The sequence below is a fragment of the Amycolatopsis sp. NPDC051071 genome (genome assembly GCF_040682875.1).
In the GTDB taxonomy this organism is placed as follows: Bacteria; Actinomycetota; Actinomycetes; order Mycobacteriales; family Pseudonocardiaceae; genus Amycolatopsis.
This window is the reverse complement of sequence record NZ_JBFBBY010000125.1, coordinates 1-22,481: the sequence shown is the minus strand read 5'-3', so window position 1 is coordinate 22,481 and position 22,481 is coordinate 1. Positions and strand designations below refer to the sequence as shown.

The 22,481-nt window shown below is 68.8% G+C and carries 18 protein-coding genes; 14 read left to right on the top strand and 4 right to left on the bottom strand.

All coding sequences use genetic code 11. The features are described 5' to 3' along the window. Nucleotides 1-306: 306 nt before the first annotated feature. Both AB0M65_RS30590 and AB0M65_RS30585 read right to left on the bottom strand, forming a co-directional pair. Entirely contained in the window at nucleotides 307-963 is a 657-nt protein-coding gene (locus AB0M65_RS30590; protein ID WP_364035207.1) for a DUF899 domain-containing protein, read from the bottom strand. Next, a complete protein-coding gene (locus AB0M65_RS30585) occupies nucleotides 956-1,294 on the bottom strand; it encodes a metalloregulator ArsR/SmtB family transcription factor (RefSeq protein WP_364035203.1) in 339 nt (112 codons plus the stop codon). The genes AB0M65_RS30590 and AB0M65_RS30585 overlap by 8 nt, the downstream gene beginning before the upstream one ends. Nucleotides 1,295-1,429: 135 nt before the next feature. Here AB0M65_RS30585 and icmF point away from each other — a divergent pair, with 135 nt between their 5' ends. Genes icmF through AB0M65_RS30570 form a run of 3 tightly spaced genes read left to right on the top strand, consistent with a single transcriptional unit; the run spans nucleotide 1,430 to nucleotide 6,541 of the window. After that, nucleotides 1,430-4,666: a fused isobutyryl-CoA mutase/GTPase IcmF gene (gene icmF, locus AB0M65_RS30580; RefSeq protein ID WP_364035200.1), complete on the top strand. Its 3,237-nt coding sequence runs from the start codon at nucleotides 1,430-1,432 to the stop codon at nucleotides 4,664-4,666. Nucleotides 4,667-4,709: 43 nt separating this feature from the next. Then, a complete protein-coding gene (locus AB0M65_RS30575; RefSeq protein ID WP_364035197.1) occupies nucleotides 4,710-5,555 on the top strand; it encodes an LLM class F420-dependent oxidoreductase in 846 nt (281 codons plus the stop codon). Beyond that, entirely contained in the window at nucleotides 5,552-6,541 is a 990-nt protein-coding gene (locus AB0M65_RS30570; RefSeq protein WP_364035194.1) for a TIGR03557 family F420-dependent LLM class oxidoreductase, read from the top strand. The genes AB0M65_RS30575 and AB0M65_RS30570 overlap by 4 nt, the downstream gene beginning before the upstream one ends. Before the next feature lie 100 nt (nucleotides 6,542-6,641). On the opposite strand, the gene kstR is transcribed toward AB0M65_RS30570, so the two are convergent. Next, on the bottom strand, nucleotides 6,642-7,289 hold the full coding sequence (kstR, locus tag AB0M65_RS30565) for a cholesterol catabolism transcriptional regulator KstR (RefSeq protein WP_364035191.1): 648 nt from the start codon (nucleotides 7,287-7,289) through the stop codon (nucleotides 6,642-6,644). A 154-nt stretch (nucleotides 7,290-7,443) separates the two neighbouring features. Here kstR and AB0M65_RS30560 point away from each other — a divergent pair, with 154 nt between their 5' ends. The 3 genes from AB0M65_RS30560 (at nucleotide 7,444) to AB0M65_RS30550 (ending at nucleotide 13,602) form a co-directional block, all read left to right on the top strand. Then, nucleotides 7,444-9,519, top strand: a complete 2,076-nt coding sequence (locus AB0M65_RS30560; protein WP_364035188.1) for an acyl-CoA dehydrogenase — start codon at nucleotides 7,444-7,446, stop codon at nucleotides 9,517-9,519. Nucleotides 9,520-9,649: 130 nt separating this feature from the next. After that, nucleotides 9,650-12,415, top strand: coding sequence for a DEAD/DEAH box helicase (locus AB0M65_RS30555; protein WP_364035210.1), 2,766 nt, complete (start codon nucleotides 9,650-9,652; stop codon nucleotides 12,413-12,415). After that, the gene (locus AB0M65_RS30550) at nucleotides 12,415-13,602 is read left to right on the top strand and encodes an SWIM zinc finger family protein (protein ID WP_364035185.1); all 1,188 of its coding nucleotides are present in this window, start codon (nucleotides 12,415-12,417) and stop codon (nucleotides 13,600-13,602) included. The genes AB0M65_RS30555 and AB0M65_RS30550 overlap by 1 nt, the downstream gene beginning before the upstream one ends. A 330-nt stretch (nucleotides 13,603-13,932) precedes the next feature. On the opposite strand, the gene AB0M65_RS30545 is transcribed toward AB0M65_RS30550, so the two are convergent. Beyond that, nucleotides 13,933-15,177, bottom strand: a complete 1,245-nt coding sequence (locus AB0M65_RS30545; protein ID WP_364035182.1) for an alpha/beta hydrolase — start codon at nucleotides 15,175-15,177, stop codon at nucleotides 13,933-13,935. 66 nt (nucleotides 15,178-15,243) lie between these two features. Here AB0M65_RS30545 and AB0M65_RS30540 point away from each other — a divergent pair, with 66 nt between their 5' ends. From AB0M65_RS30540 to AB0M65_RS30505, 8 genes are all read left to right on the top strand, one after another. Continuing rightward, nucleotides 15,244-16,644: a wax ester/triacylglycerol synthase family O-acyltransferase gene (locus tag AB0M65_RS30540; RefSeq protein ID WP_364035179.1), complete on the top strand. Its 1,401-nt coding sequence runs from the start codon at nucleotides 15,244-15,246 to the stop codon at nucleotides 16,642-16,644. A 52-nt stretch (nucleotides 16,645-16,696) separates the two neighbouring features. Then, the gene (locus AB0M65_RS30535; RefSeq protein ID WP_364035176.1) at nucleotides 16,697-16,888 is read left to right on the top strand and encodes a hypothetical protein; all 192 of its coding nucleotides are present in this window, start codon (nucleotides 16,697-16,699) and stop codon (nucleotides 16,886-16,888) included. Nucleotides 16,889-17,041: 153 nt separating this feature from the next. Beyond that, on the top strand, nucleotides 17,042-18,106 hold the full coding sequence (locus AB0M65_RS30530; RefSeq protein WP_364035173.1) for an acyl-CoA dehydrogenase family protein: 1,065 nt from the start codon (nucleotides 17,042-17,044) through the stop codon (nucleotides 18,104-18,106). A 4-nt stretch (nucleotides 18,107-18,110) separates the two neighbouring features. Beyond that, the gene (locus AB0M65_RS30525) at nucleotides 18,111-19,283 is read left to right on the top strand and encodes an acyl-CoA dehydrogenase family protein (RefSeq protein ID WP_364035170.1); all 1,173 of its coding nucleotides are present in this window, start codon (nucleotides 18,111-18,113) and stop codon (nucleotides 19,281-19,283) included. Beyond that, nucleotides 19,280-20,194, top strand: a complete 915-nt coding sequence (locus AB0M65_RS30520; RefSeq protein ID WP_364035167.1) for an OB-fold domain-containing protein — start codon at nucleotides 19,280-19,282, stop codon at nucleotides 20,192-20,194. Before AB0M65_RS30525 ends, AB0M65_RS30520 begins: the two co-directional genes overlap by 4 nt. Then, nucleotides 20,191-20,586, top strand: a complete 396-nt coding sequence (locus AB0M65_RS30515; protein WP_364035164.1) for a MaoC family dehydratase — start codon at nucleotides 20,191-20,193, stop codon at nucleotides 20,584-20,586. The genes AB0M65_RS30520 and AB0M65_RS30515 overlap by 4 nt, the downstream gene beginning before the upstream one ends. Next, entirely contained in the window at nucleotides 20,586-21,755 is a 1,170-nt protein-coding gene (locus AB0M65_RS30510) for a lipid-transfer protein (RefSeq protein WP_364035161.1), read from the top strand. Before AB0M65_RS30515 ends, AB0M65_RS30510 begins: the two co-directional genes overlap by 1 nt. A gap of 73 nt (nucleotides 21,756-21,828) precedes the next feature. Further along, nucleotides 21,829-22,407, top strand: coding sequence for a DUF5134 domain-containing protein (locus AB0M65_RS30505; RefSeq protein WP_364035158.1), 579 nt, complete (start codon nucleotides 21,829-21,831; stop codon nucleotides 22,405-22,407). Nucleotides 22,408-22,481: the final 74 nt, after the last annotated feature.

Genomic DNA, 22,481 nt, shown 5'->3' with positions numbered 1-22,481 from the left:
AGAACCGCACCCGCACATCCCGCCCCAACGGCACACGACCCGCCACCACAACCTCCGACCACAATCGGTGTTGCAACGACCCCGTGAACCCAAGGGGTCCTAGTGAGGGGTAAGGCAATCGTGGCGTGGTGCCTGGGCTCGCTGTGACCGGCTTGTTCGCGGGGTCGGCGGCCAGGGCGAAGGCGTAACTCGCGTGCTCAAGGACGTAACTCGCGTGCTTGAAGGCGTAACTCGCGTGCTCAAGGACGTAACTTGCGTGCTTGAAGGCGTAACTCGCGTGCTTGAAGACGGATCAGTGCCGCGCGCTCAGTACTCGTCGTGCCGCTTCCACCAATGTCCCGGCCCATCGGTCCCGCGGCCCGACTCCTCCCACGCCTCCTGCCGCCCGAGCGGCGTCAGGTCCAGGTACCGCAGCGTCCCCACCAGCTGGTCCCCGCCGCGATCGGTGGTGAAATACGTCCGGAACACGTCGTCGCCTTCGCGTAGGAAGACGCTGATGCCGAACCCGCCGTCGATGCCGCAGTCCGGGTTGAAGTCGCTGCCGTCGGCCGAGACCCACGGGACGGTCCAGCCCATCCGCTCCTTGTACCGCTCGATTTCGGGCAGCGTCGCCGGCGCGACCACGTACAGCGTGGTGTCGCGGGCATGCAAGTGCGCGAGGTGGCCGATGTTGTCCACGATCATCGAGCACCCGGGGCAGCCAGCCTTCTGCCCGGGGGCGAGCATGAAGTGGTAGACGATCAGCTGACGCCGTCCCTCGAACAGGTCCAGCAGCGTGACCCGGCCCTGCGGGCCCTCGAATTCGTACTCGCCGTCGAAGCGGACCATCGGCAGCCGTCGCCGTTCGGCGGCGAGCGCGTCGGCGGCGCGGGTGAGTTCCTTTTCCTTGGCCAGCAACGCGTCACGCGCGACCTGCCATTGGTCCTGCGTGACGATTTCCGGCAGTGCCGTGGTCTCAGTCATTTCGATCGCCCTTCTGGAGCTCCGCCAGATGCTGTTCCATGCGGTCGAAGCCGCCTTCCCAGAAACGCCGGTACCGCTCGACCCAGTCGGAGACCTCGCCGAGCGGGGCGGCTTCCAGCTTGCAGGGCCGCCACTGCGCGGTCCGGGTCCGGCTGATCAGGCCCGCGCGCTCAAGGACCTTCAGGTGTTTGGAGACGGCCTGGAGGCTGACCGCGAACGGTTCGGCCAGCTCGTTGACGCCGGCCTCGCCGTCGGAGAGCCGGGCGAGGATGGCCCGGCGGGTGGGGTCCGCCAGCGCGGCGAAGGTGGCGCTGAGCTGATCAGTGGTCATCTCTGCTCAATCACTCGGTTGTTCAACTATTTGGTTGAATATACTGGTGTGAGTTGATCTGTCAAGGACGAGTGAGAGCGCCGTCACGCGCGTAGATGGGTTTAAAATAGTAGGAAGTCCTAGTATTTTGGAGGGATGAGCAGCGACCTGCACCGGCCCGTGAACCCAGTTCGCTTCGTGACGGCGTCGAGTCTCTTCGACGGGCACGACGCGTCCATCAACATCATGCGGCGCATCCTGCAGTCGCAGGGTGCGGAGGTCGTGCACCTCGGGCACAACCGGTCGGTCGACGAGGTCGCCACGGCGGCCATCGCCGAGGACGTCCAGGGCGTGGCCATCAGCGCCTATCAGGGCGGGCACGTCGAATACTTCAGTTACCTGGTCGAGCTGCTGAACGAGCGCGGCGCCGGGCATATCAAGGTGTTCGGCGGCGGGGGCGGCGTCATCGTCCGCGAGGAGATCGACCTGCTGCACTCACGCGGCGTCGCGCGGATCTTCTCGCCGGAAGACGGCTACGAGATGGGCCTCCCGGGCATGATCAACCTGATGATCAAGGCCTGCGACACGGACCTGTCCGCGCAGTCGCCCGGGTCGCTGGACAAACTGCTTTCGGGCGACATTCCCGCGTTGTCCCGCGTCATCACCCAGCTCCAGCGTGAGGCACTGCCGCAGGAATGGCTGGACAAGATCGCCGAAGCCGCCAAGGCGCGGACGACGCCGGTCCTCGGCATCACCGGAACGGGTGGTTCCGGCAAGTCGTCGCTCACCGACGAGCTGATCCGCCGGTTCCGGCTGGATCAGGAGGACAAGCTCCGCATCGCCGTGCTGGCCGTCGACCCGTCGCGCCGCAAGGGCGGGGGAGCGCTGCTCGGCGACCGGATCCGGATGAACTGCCTTGACGGCAGCCCCGTCTACTTCCGTTCGCTGGCCACGCGGACCACCAGCGGCGAGATCCCCACCGGGCTTTCGGAGTCGATCCTTGCCTGCAAGGCCGCGGGTTTCGACCTGGTGATCGTCGAGACCCCGGGTATCGGCCAGGGTGACGCCGGCATCGTCGACTACGTGGACCAGTCGCTGTACGTCATGACGCCGGAGTTCGGCGCGGCGTCGCAGCTGGAGAAGATCGACATGCTCGACTTCGCCGACGCGGTGGCGATCAACAAGTTCGAGCGTCGCGGCGCCGAGGACGCCCGCCGTGACGTCGCGCGCCAGCTCGTCCGCAACCGCGAGGCGTTCAGCTCCTCGCCCGAGGACATGCCGGTTTACGGCACCAGTGCCGCGAAGTTCAACGACGACGGCGTCACCGCGCTGTACCAGCACCTGCGTGACACCCTCGCCGAGCGCGGCCTGACCGTTTCGCCGGGTGTGCTCCCGAAGGTCGAGGGCAAGGTGTCCACCGACGCCAGCACGATCATCCCGGCCAACCGGACCCGCTATCTCGCGGAGATCTCCGACACCGTCCGCGGCTATCACGCCAAGACCGAGCAGCAGGTCGCCGCGCTGCGCCGGCACGAACACCTCGCCGCCGCCAAGGAGGCGCTGGCCGCCGTCGACGCGAGCACCGACGCGCTCGACGGGCTCCTCGCCGCCGCCGAGTCCGATGTGGACGGTGAGACGGCAAATCTGCTGTCGCGTTTCCAAGAGCTCGCCGAGTCCTACCGTGCGGACGAGCTGGTGGTGAAGATCCGCGACAAGGAACTGCATACCCAGCTCTGGCGCGAGACGCTCTCCGGCAACCGCGTCCCGCGCGTGGCCCTGCCGCGTTACACCGAGTCCGGCGAGCTGCTCTCCTTCCTGCGTCGTGAGCACCTTCCTGGATACTTTCCTTACACCGCCGGTGTTTTCCCGTTCAAACGCGAGGGCGAGGACCCGGCGCGGATGTTCGCCGGCGAGGGCGATCCGTTCCGCACGAACAAGCGGTTCAAGCTGCTCTCGGCCGATTCCGAGGCCAAGCGCCTTTCGACCGCGTTCGACTCCGTGACGCTGTACGGGCACGATCCGCACACCCGCCCCGACATCTACGGCAAGGTCGGCACGTCCGGCGTCTCCATCGCGACGCTCGAGGACATGGAGGTACTTTACGGCGGCTTCGACCTGACGTCGCCGAGCACGTCGGTGTCGATGACGATCAACGGCCCGGCGCCGACGATCCTCGCGTTCTTCCTCAACACCGCGATCGACCAGCGTGTCGAGGCGTTCAAGGCCGAGCACGGCCGCGAGCCGTCCGAAGCCGAGGCCGCCGAACTGCGGGAATGGGCGCTGCGCAACGTCCGCGGCACCGTGCAGGCGGACATCCTCAAGGAGGACCAGGGGCAGAACACCTGCATCTTCTCCACCGAGTTCAGCCTGCGCATGATGGCCGACATCCAGGAATGGTTCATCGAGCACGGCGTCCGGAACTTCTATTCGGTGTCGATCTCCGGCTATCACATCGCCGAGGCCGGGGCGAACCCGATCTCGCAGCTGGCCTTCACCCTGTCGAACGGTTTCACCTACGTCGAGAGCTACCTCGCGCGCGGGATGAGCATCGACGACTTCGCGCCGAACCTGTCGTTCTTCTTCTCCAACGGGATGGACGCCGAGTACTCGGTGCTGGGCCGGGTCGCGCGCCGGATCTGGGCCGTCGCGATGCGGGAGCGCTACGGCGCCAACGAGCGGTCGCAGAAGCTCAAGTACCACGTGCAGACCTCCGGGCGTTCGCTGCACGCGCAGGAGATGAGCTTCAACGACATCCGCACCACGCTGCAGGCGCTGTGCGCGCTGTACGACAACGCCAACTCCTTGCACACCAACGCCTTCGACGAGGCGATCACGACGCCGTCGGAGAGTTCGGTGCGGCGTGCGATGGCCATCCAGATGATCATCAACAAGGAATGGGGCCTGTCGAAGAACGAGAACCCGTTGCAGGGCTCGTTCATCATCGACGAGCTGACCGAGCTGGTCGAAGAGGCCGTCCTGCTGGAATTCGACCGGATTTCGGAGCGCGGCGGCGTGCTCGGCGCGATGGAGACCGGCTACCAGCGCGGCAAGATCCAGGACGAGTCGATCCTCTACGAACGCCAGAAGCATGACGGCACCCTGCCGATCATCGGTGTCAACACCTTCCGCAACCCGAACGGCGGCGAGGACGACGTCGAGGTCGAACTCGCGCGGGCGACCGAGGACGAGAAGGTTTCGCAGCTGCGACGGCTGGAGGACTTCCAGCACCGGCACCACGCCGACGCGCAGGTCGCGCTCAAGACGCTGCGTGAGGCGGCGACCCGGGGCGGGAACCTGTTCGGCGTGCTGATGGACGCGGCGCGGGTGTGCTCGCTCGGCCAGATCACCGAGGCGTTCTTCGAGGTGGGTGGCCAGTACCGCCGCAACGTCTAGCGGTGCGGGAATATCGCGGGGTGTGGCCGGGTAGTTACGGGACATGGAGATCGGAATCGCCACCTTCATCACCGATGAAGGCATCAGGCCGGACGTCCTCGCCGCCGCCGCCGAGGAGCGCGGGTTCAGCTCGCTGCACATCGCGGAGCATTCGCATATCCCGGTCAGCCGGGAGACGCCGTATCCGGGCGGCGGCGATCTGCCGCGCGTGTACTACCGGACTTTGGACCCGTTCGTCGCGCTGACCGCGGCGGCCGGGGCCACGTCGAACTTGATCCTGGGCACGGGTGTCGCGCTCTTGCAGCAGCGCGACGTCATCCACACGGCGAAGGAGGTCGCTTCGCTGGACCTGGTTTCGCGGGGACGGTTCGTCTTCGGCGTCGGCGTCGGCTGGAACCGGGAGGAAATGCGCAATCACGGCACGGATCCGCGGACGCGGGGTGCGCTGGTCGACGAGCAGCTCGCGGCGCTGAAGGAGATCTGGACCAAGGACGAGGCCGAGTTCCACGGCAAGCACGTCGACTTCGATCCGATCTTCGCGTGGCCGAAGCCGGTCCAGAAGCCGCATCCGCCGATCTACATCGGTGGTGCGGGGGAGAAGGCGATGCAGCGGATCGCCACGTACGGCGACGGCTGGCTGCCCCACGCCCACACCCCGCCGGAGGAACTTCGTCAGGCAAGGCAGTGGCTGGCCGACCAGGGTCGCACCGGCCTCAAGTTCTCCGCCTTCGGTGCTTCTCCCGAGGAGGACGCGCTGCGTGCGTTGGTGAGCGGGGGCGTCGACGAGGCGACGTTCTTCCTGCCGACCGAGCCGGAAGCGGCGACACTGGAGCGACTCGACCAGTACGCGAAGGTCGCCGAGAGCTTTCGAAAGGAGCAGCAGGCGTGACTGAGGTTCAAATCGGCTTGGCCGCGGCACTCGAGCAGTTCTCGCCGCGTGAGTCGATCCGGCTGGCGGCGCTGGCCGAACAGCACGGGTTCTCCGGCCAGATGGCCGCCGACCACTTCCAGCCCTGGGTCCCCCAGCAGGGTGAAGCGTCCTTCGTATGGAGCGTGCTCGCCTCGCTGGCGGAGAACACCACCGGCGATCTCGGACCGGGCGTGACCTGCCCGTCGTTCCGGCTGCACCCGGCGATGGTCGCCCAGGCCGCCGCGACGCTGGAAGCGACCTACCCGGGCCGGACCTGGCTCGGCATCGGCTCCGGCGAAGCACTCAACGAACACATCATCGGCGGCTACTGGCCCGAAGCACCCGAACGCGTCCGGCGGATGTTCGAGGCGCTCGAGGTCATCCGGAAGCTGTTCACCGGCAAGGACGTCAAGCACAGCGGCGAGTTCTTCAAACTGCACACCACTCGTCTGTGGACGCTGCCGGACGAGCCGCCGCCGATCTACATCGCGTCGGCGGGCCCGTACACCTCGCGCAAGACCGGCGAACTCGCGGACGGGCTGATCACACCGGGTGCGTCGATCGAGAAGTTGGCGGGAATCCTCGACAACTTCGGCACCGGCGCGCGCAAGGCGGGCAAGGACCCGGACACGATGCCGAAGCTGCTGCAGGTGCACCTGTCGTGGGCCGAGGACGACGAGACGGCGTGGGCCAACGCGATGGACCAGTGGCCCAACGGCGGGATGAAGTTCCCGAAGGCCGACATCCGCTCGCCGTTCGACTTCGCGCAGATGGCGAAACTGGTGCGGCGTGAGGACTTCGAGGGCCGCATGGTCGTCTCGTCCGATCCGGACGTGCACCGCGCGGCACTGCAGAAGTACGTCGACGCCGGGTTCAACCGGATCTACGTCCACAACGTGGGGCGGAACCAGGACGAGTTCATCGAGACCTTCGGGCGGGATGTGCTGCCTAAGCTGACCGCTTGAGGGGTGGTCGTAATGCCATGAACGGCCCGTAATTCGCGAGTAACGGGCCGTTCATGGCATTGGTGCCTTCGCAACACGGTCTCGCCTCTGGCAGGGGGCGTCAGACGCTCTTGTCCAGCAGCAGGTGCACCGAGAGTTCCAGCCGGTTCGCGACGTCGGCAGCCGACGCGCGACGCGTCACCCAGGCGACCAGGTTCGCCATCCAGACGTCGGCGACGACGTGGAAGATGTCGCGGTCGGCCTCGGTCGGGTCCTCGATGCCCATGGCTTTGGCGAACATGTTCTCCATCAGCCGTCCGACCTGTTCGACCTCGGCGGCCGCGGTGGTGTCGGCGAACATGAACGCACGCACCATGGCCTCGGTCAGGTGCGGGTCGCGTTGCATCAGCCGGGTGTTGCGGCCGAGGACGAACATCAGCCGCTCGCTCGGGGTGTCACCGGGGATGGTGGCGCGTTCGAGTTTCTCTTGTGCGCGCTCGAATTCACGGGCCAACCCGGAAACAAGCAGGTGGATCTTCGAGGGAAAGTAGCGGTACAGCGTGCCGAGCGCGACGTCCGCCTTCTCGGCGACGGCGCGCATCTGGACGGCGTCGTATCCGCCCTTCGAGGCGAGTGTCAATGTCGCGTCGATGATGCGGCGGCGCCGGTCGCGTTGTGCCGCGGAGCCGAGTTCGTCGCCGCTCAGTGCGGAGAGACCGTTGCCACTACGCGCCTTCGCGCCCGTGGGTGCCTTGGCCTTCCCTGGCATCGCCACGCCCCCTTCAAACCGATCTTCGGAACTTGTTCCACTTTCTCCGCGTAGCGTACCTAAGCGGACGAACTGTTCAAGTCACGACCCACTGGGCAAGAAACTGTAACACGTTCTACACTCGCGGGTAGGTCACCGCGAGGAGGTCCCACCAGTGTCGATCGCGATCACCGAGGAACAGGCGGCGCTGGCCGCGTCGATCCGGGCGTGGGCGGCCTCCGCCCGGCCGGTCGACGCCGTCCGTGCCGGCCACACGGCCGAGCCGCCGCCGGGGCTCGCGGAACTCGGCTTGTTCGGCGTCGCGATTCCCGAGGACGTCGGGGGCGCGGGCGGGACACTCGCCGATCTCGCCGCGGGGCTCGCGGCGGCGGCCGAAGCACTCGTGCCAGGACCCGTACTCGGGACGGCGTTAGGCGGCGCGTTGCTCGCGACGGTTCCCCAAGCGGCCAAAGAAATCCTGCCCGGACTGGCGGACGGGACCGAACTGCTGACCGTCGTACTCGGCCCGGATTTCCTCGTCGTCGATTCGGTCGTCGACGGAGAGTCGGGACCAGCGCTCGACGTTCACCCGTCGGCATGGTTGCTGGTGTCCGCCGGCGACGTCTCCGCGCTCATTCCGCCCGGGGCGTCCGGTGTGGACATCGAGCAGTGTGACCCGTTCGACGTCTCCCGCCCGGCAGGCCGCGTCCGGTGCACGAGCGTGACACCCGAAGCGGTTTTCCCGTCGCTGCCCGTCGACACTTACGCCGCGACACTCGGTGCCGCCGAAGCCGCCGGGATCGCCCGATGGTGTCTCCGGACCGCCGTCGAGTACGCGAAGGTACGGGAACAATTCGGTCGTCCCATCGGGTCATTCCAGGCGATCAAGCATCTCTGCGCGGAGATGCTGGGCCGGGCCGAAGCCACCGACGCGCTCGCGTGGGACGCGGCGAGGGCTGCCGACGATCCGGCCCAGCACCCGCTCGCGGCGGCCACGGCGGCGGCTTATGCCCTCGACGCGGCCGTGGCCAACGCGAAGGACTGCGTTCAAGTCCTCGGCGGTATCGGGTTCACCTGGGAGCATGACGCGCACCTCTATCTTCGGCGTGCCCTGGCGTTGCGACAGTGGCTCGGCGGCTCGGCACGCTGGCGTCGCCGCGCGGCCGAACTCGCCGTCCGCGGTGACCGCCGGACGTTGGGTGTCGACGTCGGTGAAGACGCCGGACTTCGTGACCTGGTCAGTGAAATCGCCGCGTTGCCCGAGCATGGACGGCGGATCGCGCTGGCGGATTCGGGACTGCTGGCGCCGCATTGGCCCGCGCCCTACGGCCGGGGCGCGACGGCCGCCGAGCAGCTGCGGATCGACGCCGCGCTCGCCGACGCCGGGATCCGCCGTCCCGACCTGGTCATCGGGTCCTGGGCGGTTCCGACGTTGCTCGAACACGGCTCGCCGGAGCAACGCGAACGCTTCGCCGCGCCCACCCTGCGCGGCGAGATCACCTGGTGCCAGCTGTTCAGCGAGCCCGAAGCGGGCTCCGATCTCGCGTCGCTCCGCACGACGGCGCGGCGCGTCGACGGCGGCTGGCTGCTGAACGGCCAGAAGGTGTGGACGTCGCTGGCGCGGGAAGCCGATTGGGCGATCTGCCTCGCGCGTACGAACCCGGACGCGCCGAAACATCGGGGCATCACGTACTTCCTCGTCGACATGACCACCGGCGGGATCAGCACCCGCCCGCTGCGCGAGATCACCGGCGACGCCGTGTTCAACGAGGTCTTCCTCGACGACGTGTTCGTGCCGGACGCCGGGGTGGTCGGCGAGGTCGACGGCGGCTGGCGGCTCGCGCGGACGACACTGGCGAACGAACGCGTCGCGCTCGGCAGCGGATCCGCGGTGGGGGAGGGCGTCGAAAACCTGCTCGCCACGCTCGGTGCCGACGCCGACGCCGACCGGCTCGGCGGGCTGATCGCGGAGGGGAGCGCGTGTTCGGTGCTGGACCTGCGGGCGACGCTGCGGCGGCTCGACGGCCAGGACCCTGGCGCCGAGTCGAGCGTCCGGAAGCTGCTGGGTGTCCGGCACCGGCAGGCGGTGGCGGAATTCGCGCTGGAGTGCCTTGGCGAGGACGCGCTCGTGGCCGGTGATCCCGCGCAGCACGAGTTCCTGCTGACGCGGTGTCTCAGCATCGCGGGCGGGACCACGCAGGTGCTGCTGTCGCTGACGGCCGAACGGTTGCTGGGGTTGCCGCGGTCTTGAAGGGCGTGCTCTGAAAGTTCCTGTCACGGCCCCGCCAGGTGTCATGAAAGGGTCTTTCAAGACGTTTTGTGTCCTGAAAGACCCTTTCATGACACGGGCCGCAGGCCGTCTGTCGGTCCCGTCCTCTAGCGTGCGGGTCGTGGAGTTCGGAACAGGAACCCAAGCCACCTTCGTCCCCTCGGATCCCCCGCGGGACGGAGTGCTGGCGCTTTGGGGAGACGGCGTGGCGGGTGACACCGCGATCGAACTCGTGCTGCCGGTGGGAAAGGTCTTCCGGCGTACGAAGGTCGACGCGGCGCTCGTCCCGTTGTCATGCGCGATTCCCCGGCTGCTGACGGCCGAAGGGGAGCTGAGTCCGGCCATCGCGGCGTGGTCGGCCGCCGTCGAGGCCGGGGTGAACCTCATCGCCCGCGGCAGGCTGCTGCCCGCGGCCTCACCCGGTGGGGTGGATTCGTGGCGGGTCGGCCCGCTCGACGTCGCCGACGAGGAGCAGTTGCGCGGGCTAGCCGCCGCGCTGCCGCCCGAGGCGCACGCGCTGCCGTTGTCCGGGCTGAAGCGGATCCGGCTGCATTCGCCGGAGTCGTTGATCCGGGCGCTCTGGGACGCGACAGCGGATGTGCTGGTGCGCACGCCCGCCGCGAGTGTCTCGGCAGGCGGCCCGGCGTTCGCGTCACCCGAGCCGACGCTGGTCGGGCCGGACGGTGCCGCTTGGCTCGCGGAATTGAGCGCCCGCCAGGCGCACGGCGCCCATCTGGTGCTGCGGATGGAGGTCCACGAGCCCGAAAACCCTGAAGAAGAGCCCACCTTCGCCGCCGTCCTCGCCGTGCGGAGCGCGGCGGATCCGAGCCTGATCGTCGAGGCGGCGACGCTGTGGGACGCGCCAGACGCGGTGCTGGAGCGGATGGGCGAGCAGGTCGAGACGCAGTTGCTGCTCGGCCTGCGGAGAGGTGCCCGTGCGTGGACGCCACTCGGCCGGATGCTGCGGTCGGCCGCGCCGACCGGGCTGGAACTGGAGTACGACGAGGTCGTCGACCTGCTGACACACGGCGACGCTGCGCTGGGTGGCGCCGGCATCGAAGTGCAGTGGCCGAAGGACCTCTTCTCGGGCGAACTCAAGGCCAAGGCGAGTGCGACGCAGACGCCCGGCAAGGTCACCGGGCCCGAGTTCACGCTCAAGAGCCTCCTGCAGTTCCGGTGGCGGATGAGCCTCGGGGACGAGGAACTCACCGACGCCGAGGTCACCGCGCTCGCCGAGGCGAAACGGCCGCTGGTGCGGTTGCGTGGCAAGTGGGTCAAGGTCGACGCGCGCCTGATCGCGAAGGTGCGTGCTCACCGGGCGAAGAAGCTCTCTGGCGCCGAGGCGCTGGCCGCCGCGCTCACCGGTGAACTGGAGCTGGACGGCGAGAAGATCGCGTTCACCGCCCCGTCGGCGCTGACGGGGCTGCTCCAGCGGATCCGTGACTCCGCCGCCGAACCGATCGAGCAGCCCGCCGAGCTGCGGGCCACCCTGCGGCCGTATCAGCGGGCGGGTCTGTCGTGGCTCGCGACGATGACCGGACTCGGCCTCGGCGCCTGCCTCGCCGACGACATGGGGCTGGGCAAGACGATCCAGCTCATCTCCCTCCATCTGTATCGCCGTCCGCAGCAGGAAGGTCCCACGCTCGTCCTCTGCCCGACTTCACTGCTGGGCAACTGGGAACGCGAGTTCGCCCGGTTCGCCCCGGACATCCCGGTGCGCCGGTTCCACGGCGGCGGACGGCATCTCGACGAGGTCGCGCCGGACGAGGTCGTGCTCGCCACGTATGGCGTCCTCCGCCGGGATCGCGCATCACTGTCCGAAGTAAACTGGGGGATGATCGCCGCCGACGAGGCGCAGCACGTCAAGAACCCGCTTTCGGTCACCGCCAAGGAACTGCGGAAGATCCCGGCCGCCGCGAAGGTCGCGCTCACCGGGACGCCGATGGAGAACCGGCTCACCGAACTGTGGTCCATCGTGGACTGGACGACACCGGGACTGCTCGGCTCGCTCGACGGGTTCCGGCGTAAGGTCGCCCGCCCCATCGAACGCGACCGGGACACCGCGGCGACCGAACGGCTCGCCGCGACCGTGCGGCCGTTCCTGTTGCGCCGCAAGAAGACCGACCCGGATATCGCGCCCGAACTGCCGCGCAAGACCGAGACCGACCGGTTCGTCCCGCTCACCGCCGAGCAGACGACGCTGTACGAGGCCGTGGTCCGGGAGAACCTCGCGATGATCCGTGAACTGGACGGGGCGGCCCGGCGCGGGCAAGTGCTCAAACTGCTCACCGAGCTCAAGCAGATCTGCAACCATCCGGCGCAATACCTCAAGGAACCCGGCGTGCTGCACGGCCGCTCCGGCAAACTCGCCGCCTTCGAGGAACTGCTCGACGTCATCCTCGACGAGGGCGACAGCGTGCTCGTGTTCAGCCAATACGTCCAACTGTGCCGTCTGCTGGAGAAGCGGCTGGCCGAACGCGGGCTGCCGACGATGCTGCTGTCCGGGTCGAGCACACCGAAGGACCGCGAGGACATGGTCGCCCGGTTCCAGGCCGGCGAGGTGCCGGTGTTCCTGCTGTCGCTCAAGGCGGGTGGTGTTGGGCTCAACCTGACCAAGGCCACCCACGTGATCCACTACGACCGCTGGTGGAATCCGGCGGTGGAGGACCAGGCGACCGACCGCGCGTACCGGATCGGGCAGGACCGGCCGGTCCAGGTGCACCGGCTGATCGCCGAGGGCACGCTCGAAGAGCGCATCGCCACGATGCTGGAGACCAAACGCGGGCTGGCCGACTCGGTCATCGGCGCGGGCGAGAACTGGATCACCGACCTGTCCGACGACGAACTCGCCGACCTCGTCCGGCTCGGGGAGACCTGATGCGTGGCGCGACCGGGCGGAAGCGGCGCACCTTCGGCAACACGTGGTGGGGCAAGGCGTGGGTCGAGGCGCTGGAAGACCGCGCCAGCCTCGACCCGAACCGCCTGCCGCGCGGCCGGACGTACGCGCGCAAGGGCACGGTCAGCAAGCTGGTGGTCGGCACCGGCGAGGTGACGGCCTGGGTGCAGGGCAGCCGGGCGGTTCCGTACCGGGTGACCATCCATATGCGGGCGTTCGCCGACAAGCAGTGGGAGAACCTGCTCGCCATGGTCGGCTCCCGGCTCGGGCACGTCGCGGCCCTTCTCGACGGCGAGTTACCCGGTGAGCTGGCCGAAGACGCGCGGGCCGCCGGGGCGGATCTGCTGCCCGGCCCCGGTGATCTGCGGCCGAAGTGTTCGTGCCCGGACAGCGCGAACCCGTGCAAACACGTCGCCGCGGTCTACTACCTGGTCGCGGAGGAGGTCGACGCCGATCCGTTCGTGCTGTTCCTGCTGCGCGGCCGCCCGAGGGAGGCCGTGCTCGCCGAGTTGCGGGCACGCCGGACGCCCGCGAGCGCGCCCGGCAAGCGGGTACGCGCGCCCTCCGCGCCGGGCGTGGATCCGAAACGCGCCTACACCCGGCGGATCGCCGCACTGCCGCCCCGGCTCGCGGTCCCCGGCACCGTCGGGCCGCCCGCCGTCCTCGACGTCGATCCGCCGCATCGCACCGGCTGGAGCAGCGACACTTTCGCCGAACTCGCCGCCGACGCCGCCGCGCGGGCCTGGGAACTGCTGGTCATGGGGCCGGAACGCGTACCGGAAGAACTGTCGTTCCAGGAGGATTTGGCCCGCCGGGCGGCGACCGGGGAGCCGGACGCGCTCGCCGATCTCGCCGACGCCGCGCAGGTCCCGGTGAAGGACCTGGCTCTGTGGGCGCAGGCCTGGCGTGAGGCAGGCCGGGGCGGGGTGGCGGTGATCCGGGAGGTCTGGCGGCCGTCGGCGGCCCCGCTCGCGCGGGCCAAGGCGGATCTGGCCGAATCCGGTCTGCCTGGGGAGCCGAGGACCTGGCGGAACCGGATCACCCAGGGCGACCTGCAACTGCGCTACGGCCGTGACGAACGCTGGTACCGCTTCGTGCGCGACGGCGAGGGCTGGCGCGTCGACGGTCCTCCGTCCACCCGACCGACGGACGTGATCTACCCGCCCTGACCTCGAGCCTCGTGAGTGGCAATGAGTGTTTTATTGAGGGGTAAGCCAAACGTGGCGTGGTGTCCGGGCTCGCTGCGACCGACTTGTTCGCGGGGTCGGCGGCCAGGGCGAAGGGGTGACTCGCGTGCTCAGGAACGTAACATGCGTGCTCAGGAACGTAACTCGCGTGCTTAAAGACGGATCTCACGTGCTTGAAGGCGTGACTCGCGTGCTTGAGCACGTAACTCGCGTGCTTGAGCACGCGGGTGCGGTGCCGCGCCACCCCAGGCACCACCTCGCCCGGAGGCGGCACGTTTGGCTTACCCCTCAATAACCCGAATCGCCGCTGACCTACCCGCCCTGACGGCGCCGCCAGGTGCGATACGACCATTCCAGGAACCGCTCCACCCCGCGGACCACATGCGCGCTGCGGATCGACGGGAAGACGTCGAAGGCGTGCTGTGCGCCGGAGATCTCCGCGTAGGCGACCTCGCGCTTCGACTTCTCCCGGAGCCGTCGCACGAACTCGCGGGCCTCGCCGACCGGGACCAGTGAGTCGTGGACGCCGTGGATGACGAAGAACGGTGGCGCGTCGTCGGTGATCCGGTCCAGTGGCGAGGCGGCGATGTAGTCGTCGAGGAAGTGTTCCGGGTCCTTATCGGGTGCGAAGACGTGCCGGGCGATCAGTGTCTTCAGACGCTCCTTGCTGGAGCGGTGACCCGTGGTGGCGGCGAAGTCGTACACGCCGTAGTGCGGAATGCATGCCTGGACGCTGGTGTCGGCCTCGGCGAAGTCCGGCTGCAGTGCCGGGTCGTTCGCGGTCAGTGCCAGCAGCGCCGCGAGATGCCCGCCCGCCGAGCCGCCGGTGACGGCGACGAACGACGGGTCGCCGCCGTAGGACCCGGCGTTCTCCCGGATCCAGGCCAGCGCCCGCTTCGCCGCGACGATGTGCGCGGGCCAGCGGGCGGCGGGGGAGAGCGGGTAGTTGATCGCGACGCAGACCCAGCCGCGTTTGGCCATATGCAGCATCAGTGGCAGGCCCTGCTGGTCCTTGTTGCCGATCACCCACGCGCCGCCGTGCACTTGCAGCAGGATCGGCGCGCCGGTGACCGGCTCGCGCGGGGAGTAGACGTCCAGCAGGAACCGCTTGCCGCCGGGCGCGTAGGCGATGTCGCGTTCGCGGCGCACCTCCGGGTCACGCATACGGAACGGCATGGCCAGCTGGCCCCACGGCGTCGCGAGGTCGGTCGGGCTCGGCGGATGGTCCAGCTCCTCGGTGTAGGCCGTCCCGATGCCTTCGGTGAGCGCGGTCTCGATCTCGCCGCGAGCCCGCTGGGACTGCGCGATCAGCGTGCCGAGCCCGGCCGCCGACGCGGCCGCCAGCGTGAGGCCCGCCTTGCTCGATTTGCTCCCGTGGCGTGCGACGTGTGCGGCGGTGTCGGCAGCGGTCAGCGCGAGCAGATGCGGGGCGAGTTCCCCCGTGAGCCAGCCCGCGAAGAACGCCGGAACGGCCGTCCTGGCGCCGCGTGGCGGTTTGAGCGCGTTCGCGGTGAGCGCGAGCTGGAGTGCCTGTCGGAGGACGAAACTCGGCTGCATGGGGACCGATCCTACCGCCGGGTGACGACGTAGAACCGGTTGCAGAGTTCGCCTAGGGTGACACTTATGCAGAGATTGAGTGGTCTGGACGCGAGTTTCCTCTATTTGGAGACACCGGCCCAGGTCCTGCACGTGTGCGGGCTGCTCACCTTGGCCGGTTCGACCATGCCCGGCGGCTACGATTTCGAGCGCTTCAAGGAGAAACTGGCCGAACGGGTGGCCTTGATCCCGGCATTCCGGCGCAAGCTGCACAATCCACTCTGGAACCTCACCCACCCGGTGTGGATCGAGGACGAGGATTTCGATCTCGAAGCCCATGTTCACCGGATCGGCGTACCCGCGCCCGGGGACCGGCGGGAACTGGCCGAACTCTGCGCCCACATCGCGGGACAACGGCTGGACCGTTCGCAGCCGCTATGGCAGCTGCACGTCATCGAAGGCCTGGCGGACGGCGGGATCGCGGTCCTGCTGAAGATGCATCACGCCAGTGTGGACGGTGTCAGCGGCGCCAGCCTGATCACCTATCTCGCCGGCCTCGAACCGGACGCCCCGCCGCCGGAGATCGCGCGGGACGAACGCCGCAACGCGGGCGTTCCGGGCAGGCGCGCACTCCTCGGCGCGGGGCTGACGTCGTTCGTGAAGAGCCCGGCCGAGGTGGTGAAACTGCTCCCCGACCTGCTCGGTCTCGTGCCGAGATGGCTCGGGAAGGCGTTGCAGGGCAAGGGAATGCCTGTGCCGTTCACCGCGCCGCGCACCTCGTTCAACGGGACGATCACCGCGCATCGCAGCGTCGCCTACGCCTCCCTCGACCTCGACGAGGTCAAACAGGTGAAGAATACCTTCGGGGTGACGGTGAACGACGTCGTCCTCGCCGTCGTTTCCGGTGCCCTGCGGCAATTCCTGCGGGAGCGGGGTGAACTGCCGGAGGATCCGCTGGTGGCGACTGTGCCGGTGTCGGTGCATGAACGCACCGAACGTGAACACGGCAGCAACAAGGTCTCGGCGTTCTTCGCGTCGCTGCCCACCCATCTGGAGGATCCCGCCGCGCGCGTGTTCATGCTCGCGGAGTCGAACCGGCTGTCCAAGGATCACCACTACGACATCGACGCCGACATGCTCGGAGACTGGGCGCAATTCTCGGCGGCGACCATGTTCGGCCTCGCGGTACGCGCTTATTCGGCGCTGCGCCTCGCCGAACGGCATCCGGTGGTGCACAACCTGGTGGTGTCCACTGTGCCGGGTCCGCCGATGCCGCTCTACCTGCTGGGCTGCGAGATCACCGGGCTCTACCCGCTCGGGCCGGTGTTCCACGGCGCCGGGCTCAACGTCACCGTGCTGTCCAACGCCGGCCGGGTCGACGTCGGCCTGCTCGGGGCCCGCGAACTCACCGGCGATCTGTGGCCGCTCGCCGACCTCTTCCCGGAAGCTCTCGGAGAGCTGCTCAAAGCCGCGCGTGCGCCGAAGTGACCGCCGCCGGCAGAGCGGGGGCGAACTCACTTGCCCGCAGTACGCGGGCCGCGTGCCCGGCCGGCCCGGCCGGGGTCCGACCGTCGTGGTCGACACCGGTCCGCGCGACGCACCCGCGATCGTCCTGCTGCATTCGATGGCCTGCCGTGACGACGTGATCGCGGTGGCCGACGCGCTCGGCATCGGCCGGTTCACAGCGACAACGGCTCGGGGCGCGGCAGGTCCGTGGTCGCGGGCACGGTGACCAGCCGCCGCGTGGCGTGCCGGCCCGCACCGCTCAGCGGGGTCCTTGCCATGCGCTGCCGCCGTTTCTCGAGGGGTTGCCGTCCGGCCGCCTTCCGGATAAGACTAGAACAGGTTTCAGTATTGTGCCCGTCCGGCCCGGTGAGGAGCCAGTGTGGACTTCCAGTTCGACGAGACGCAGACCGAGGTCACCGCGCTGACCGCGCGCGTGCTCGGCAAGGAGCGCGAACCCGCCGAGACCTGGCGCGCGCTCGCCGACGCCGGTCTGCTCGCGCTGGCATTGCCGGCCGAACTCGGCGGTGACGGTCTCGGCGTCGCCGAAGTCGCGCTGGTCCTGACCGAACTCGGCCGCGTCGCCTCGACGGCGCCCGCGGTCGCGTCGCTGGCCTTCGGTGTCCTGCCGGTCGCGGCGCTGGGTGGCCCGGATCAGCGCGCGGCCCTGCTGCCGCCGGTCGCGGCGGGGGAATCGGTGCTCACGGCCGCACTGCACGAGCCGTCCGCGCCGTTCACCACCCGGCCCGTCACCGCGGCCGAGTCGGCCGGGGACTGGCGGCTGAGCGGGGTGAAGGTCGGCGTGCCCTTCGCGGCGGAAGCCACCCGGATCCTGACGCCTGTCTCGATGCCCGGCGGCACCGGCGTCTTCCTGATCGACCCCCGAGCCGACGGTGTGACGCTGACGCCGACGAGAACCTCCTCCGGTACACCGGACTACACGATGACACTGGATTCCGTGACCGTCACCGACGCCGATCTCCTCAACGGGCGCGGCCCCGGCGAGTCGATCGCGACGCTGCACCGGTTCGCGCTCGCGGGCACGATCGCGTTCGGCGACGGGCTGGTCGCCGGGGCGCTCGCGCTGACCACGAAACACATCGGCGAGCGCGAGCAGTTCGGCCGCCCGCTGGCCGCGTTCCAGGCGGTGGCGCAACAGATCGCGGACGTCTACGTGGCTTCACGCACCGTCCAGCTGGCCGCGCGTTCGGCGGTCTGGCGGCTCGCGGCGGGGCTCGACGCGAAAGCGGAACTCGACATCGCGGCGTACTGGCTGGCGGAGGAGGCGCCCGAGGCGCTGGCCGTCTGCCATCACCTGCACGGCGGGATCGGCGTGGACGAAACCTATCCACTGCACCGATTCTCGTCGGCGGTCAAGGATATCGGACGAACCCTCGGCGGTGCCTCGTATCGGCTGGCCGAGCTGGGCGAACTGGTGGCGGGGTGACACGATGCTGATCGAACTGACCGCGGCGCAACGACAATTGCGCTCGGAACTACGGAAGTACTTCGCCGGTCTGGTGAGTGCCGAAGAACGACGCGCGATGCTGCGCGAGCGGCACGGCCCGGTGTACCGCGAGATCGTGCGGCGGATGGGCCGCGACGGCCGGCTCGGCGTCGGCTGGCCGGAAGAGTACGGCGGCCGGGGCTTCGGCGAGATCGAGCAGCACCTGTTCGTCGACGAGGCCGCTCGCGCCGATGTCCAGCTGCCGTCGGTGACCTTGCAGACCGTCGGGCCTACCTTGCAGGCTTTCGGTACCGAGGCGCAGAAATCCTTCTTCCTGCCCAAGATCCTGGCGGGTGAGGTGCATTTCGCCATCGGGTACACCGAACCGGACGCGGGCACGGACCTCGCGTCGCTGCGGACGACCGCCGTGCGCGAGGGCGACGAGTACGTCGTCAACGGACAGAAGACCTTCACCACCGGTGGTCACGACGCCGACTACCTCTGGCTCGCCGTGCGGACCGCGCCGGACGCGCCGAAGCACAAGGGGATCTCGATCCTCATCATGGACACCCGGGACCCGGGTTATTCGTGGACACCGATCATCACCTGCGACGGCGCGCACCACGTGAACGCCACCTACTACACCGACGTCCGGGTGCCCGCGGACATGCTGGTGGGCAAGGAGAACGAGGGCTGGCGGCTGATCACCACGCAGCTCAACCACGAACGCGTCATGCTCGGCCCCGCCGGGCGCATCGGCGGGCTCCACGACCGCGTCCGCGACTGGGCCGCGTCCCGGAAGACACCGGACGGAACCCCCCTGTCGCAGCTGCCCGACGTCCGCGCCGTGCTCGCGGAAGCACTCGCGACCGCGAGGGTCAACGAACTGCTGAACTGGCAGGTCGCCGCGTCCTCGGCGACCGGGCCGGTGGCGGTGGCCGACGCCTCGGCCACCAAGATCATCGGCTCCGAACGGATCCAGCGGCTGGCAAGGAGACTGGAGGAGATCGTGGCACGGCACGGCGATCAGGCCGACACCGAAACCGCGGAACTGGCACTGTGGCTGGACGTGGTGGCCAAACGCAATCTGGTGCTGACCTTCGGCGGCGGCGTCAACGAGATCCAGCGCGAGCTGATCGCCACCGCCGGCCTCGGCCTGCCGAGGGTGCCGCGATGAGTATCCAGGAAGCGGCCGAACGCGTCGCCGCACAAGGGGAATCCGCGCCGAGGGCCGCCCGCGACGCGGTCAACCAGGCGATGGTCAACAACTGGGTCGAGGCCATCGGCGACCGCAATCCGGTCTACGTCGACGAGGAGTTCGCAGCCAAGAGTGTCCACCAGGGACTCGTCGCGCCGCCCGCGATGGCACAGGTGTGGACGATGGGCGGGCTGCACTGGACGCGGGCGTCGGACGATCCACTCGGCGCGATGATGGAGGTCCTCGACGAAGCCGGGTTCACCTCGGTCGTCGCGACCAACTCCGAACAGAACTATTTCCGCTATCTCCGGCACGGCGAACGGGTGGAGGCGACCGCGAAACTGGAGAGTGTCGTCGGGCCGAAACGCACCGCGCTGGGCGAAGGCTGGTTCGTGACGACGAAGACGACCTGGTATGTCGGCGACGAGGCCGTCGCCGACATGGTGTTCCGTGTGCTGAAGTTTCGCCCGCCGGGTGCCGAACCCGCCAAGGCGTCCGCGCCGGTGCTGCGGCCGGTGATCAGCAAGGACACCGAGTTCTTCTGGACAGGACTGCGTGAAGGGGAACTGCGGATCCAGCGGTGGGGTGAGACCCTGCGGCATCCACCCGGTCCGATGCCGCCGGACGGCGACCTCGGCGCCAAGCCGGATCACGTCGTCGCGTGCGGGCGCGGCACGGTCTACAGCTACGTGGTGCACCACCACCCGCCGGTCCCCGGCAAGGAACTGCCGTTCGTGGTCGCGCTCGTCGAACTGGAGGAAGGCGTCCGGGTGATGGGTGAACTGCTCGACGCCGATCCCGAATCTGTCCACATCGGACTCCCGGTGGAAGCCGCTTTCGTGAAGGTCGACGAGGAACTGACGTTGCCCGCTTGGAGGGTCGCGCGATGAAGGACTGTTCGGCCGGCACCGAGTTGCCGCCGCTGACGATCGAGGCCACGCCGACATTCGTGGTCAGCACGGCCGTGGCGACCCGGGACTTCCAGGACGTCCACCATGACCGTGACGCCGCCGTCGGGCGCGGGTCGAAGGACATCTTCCTCAACATCCTCACCGACACCGGGCTCGTGCAGCGGTTCGTGACCGACTGGGCCGGGCCGGAGGCGTTCGTGCGGTCGATCAAGATCCGGCTCGGCGTGCCCTGCTACGCCTACGACACCTTGACCTTCACCGGGCGGGTACTGGAACGCGACGGTGACGACGTGGTGGTCTCGGTGTCCGGTGTGGACAGTCTTGGTGAGCATGTGACCGGGACCGTGGAGCTCACGCTGGGAGGCGAGTGATGACGTTGTCCGGGCGGGCCGCGATCGCCGGGATCGGTGCGACGGAGTTCTCCAAGGATTCCGGGCGCAGCGAGCTGCGGTTGGCGGCGGAAGCGGTGTCGGTGGCGTTGGCCGACGCGGGCCTTGCGGCGTCCGATGTGGACGGACTCGTGTCCTTCACCATGGACGGCAACAGTGAGATCGCGGTGGCACGGGAGCTCGGTGTCCCCGAACTCAAGTTCTTCAGCCGGATCCACTACGGCGGCGGGGCGGCGGCCGCGACCGTGCAACAGGCCGCGATGGCCGTGGCCACCGGCGTCGCGGACGTCGTCGTCGCGTACCGGGCGTTCAACGAGCGATCCGGGATGCGGTTCGGGCAGGTGTCGCCGGCCGCGGCGGGGCAGGTGAACTCCTCCGGCGTCGACAACGCGTTCCACTACCCGATGGGGATCGCGACCCCGGCCGCGACGGTCGCCATGCTCGCGCGGCGCTACATGCACGAGTACGGGGCGACCAGTGAGGACTTCGGCCGGGTGGCCGTCGTCGACCGCGCCCGCGCCGCGACGAACCCGAAGGCGTGGTTCTACGGCAAGCCGATCACGCTCGAAGACCATCAGGCGTCCCGCTGGGTGGCGGAACCGTTGCATCTGCTCGACTGCTGCCAGGAGAGCGACGGCGGGGTCGCATTGGTGATCACCAGCGTCGAACGGGCGCGCGACCTGGCGCACCGGCCTGCCGTGATCGCGGCGGCCGCACAGGGGAGTGGTCCGGACCAGTACGTGATGACCAGCTACTACCGCGACGATCTGCCCGCGCTGCCCGAGATGGGTGTCGTCGGACGGCAGCTGTGGGCGCAGTCCGGTCTGGGGCCCGGCGATATGGACCTCGCGGTGCTGTACGACCACTTCACCCCTTATGTCTTGATGCAGCTGGAAGAACTGGGCTTCTGCGGGAAGGGCGAGGCCAAGGACTTCATCGGCGGCGGCACCTTGGAACTCGACGGGAAGCTGCCGCTCAACCCGCACGGCGGACAGCTGGGCGAGGCCTACATCCACGGCATGAACGGGATCGCCGAAGGGGTCCGGCAGCTGCGCGGGAGCGCCGTCAACCAGGTCGAGGGGGCTTCGCGGGTACTGGTCACCGCCGGTACCGGCGTCCCGACCAGCGGACTCGTACTGACGAGGGAATGAGATCACCTCTTTGCCCGATGGTGTACTAGAGCGGTACCTGCCACGGTGAGAGAAATACCGGCCGGGAGGTGTCATGTCTGGACCAATTGTTATCGCGTGGTCACTGACCGTGCTGTTCGCGGTACTCGTCCTGCCCTGCGTGCGGAGACTCGTCCGGTTGGACTACGGACAACTCGGCTCGGCGGTCCGCAACGGCGACCTCGCCGAACTGCTGCTCGTCGTCGCCATGATCGCGATGCTGTCCCCGGTCGGCGGCCCCATTCCCGCCGCCGGCTGGCAGGCGGTGCTCGCGCTGACCGCGGGCTGGTTCGCGGTCTCGTGGTGGCGAGGGCGGCGGACCGGGCACACGGCGTGCGGGCATCACGCGTTGTCCGCCGCGGCGATGCTGCTCATGGTGACGTTCATGCCGCACAGCGAGGTCTCACACGGGCCGTGGCTGGTGATGTCCGGCCCCGGAGCCGCTGCCGTCGCTCCCGCGCTCTGGCTCTCCCTGGCTTTCGGCGCCGTGGCGGCGTATTTCGCGGTGGACGCGGTGCGGGCCGGGGTGTCCGCGGCGCGTGGCTCCACCGGGGCCGGGCAGGTCTCGCGGTGGGTGTGCCGGGTGGTCATGGGACTGGGGATGGGCTACATGCTGGTGGGCGCCGCACTTTGAGGTCGTGAGTGTTTTAGGTACCTACAGTGGCGCGTGAAGGACCCCTTCCCTCGGCTCAGCCGAGGGAAGGGGTC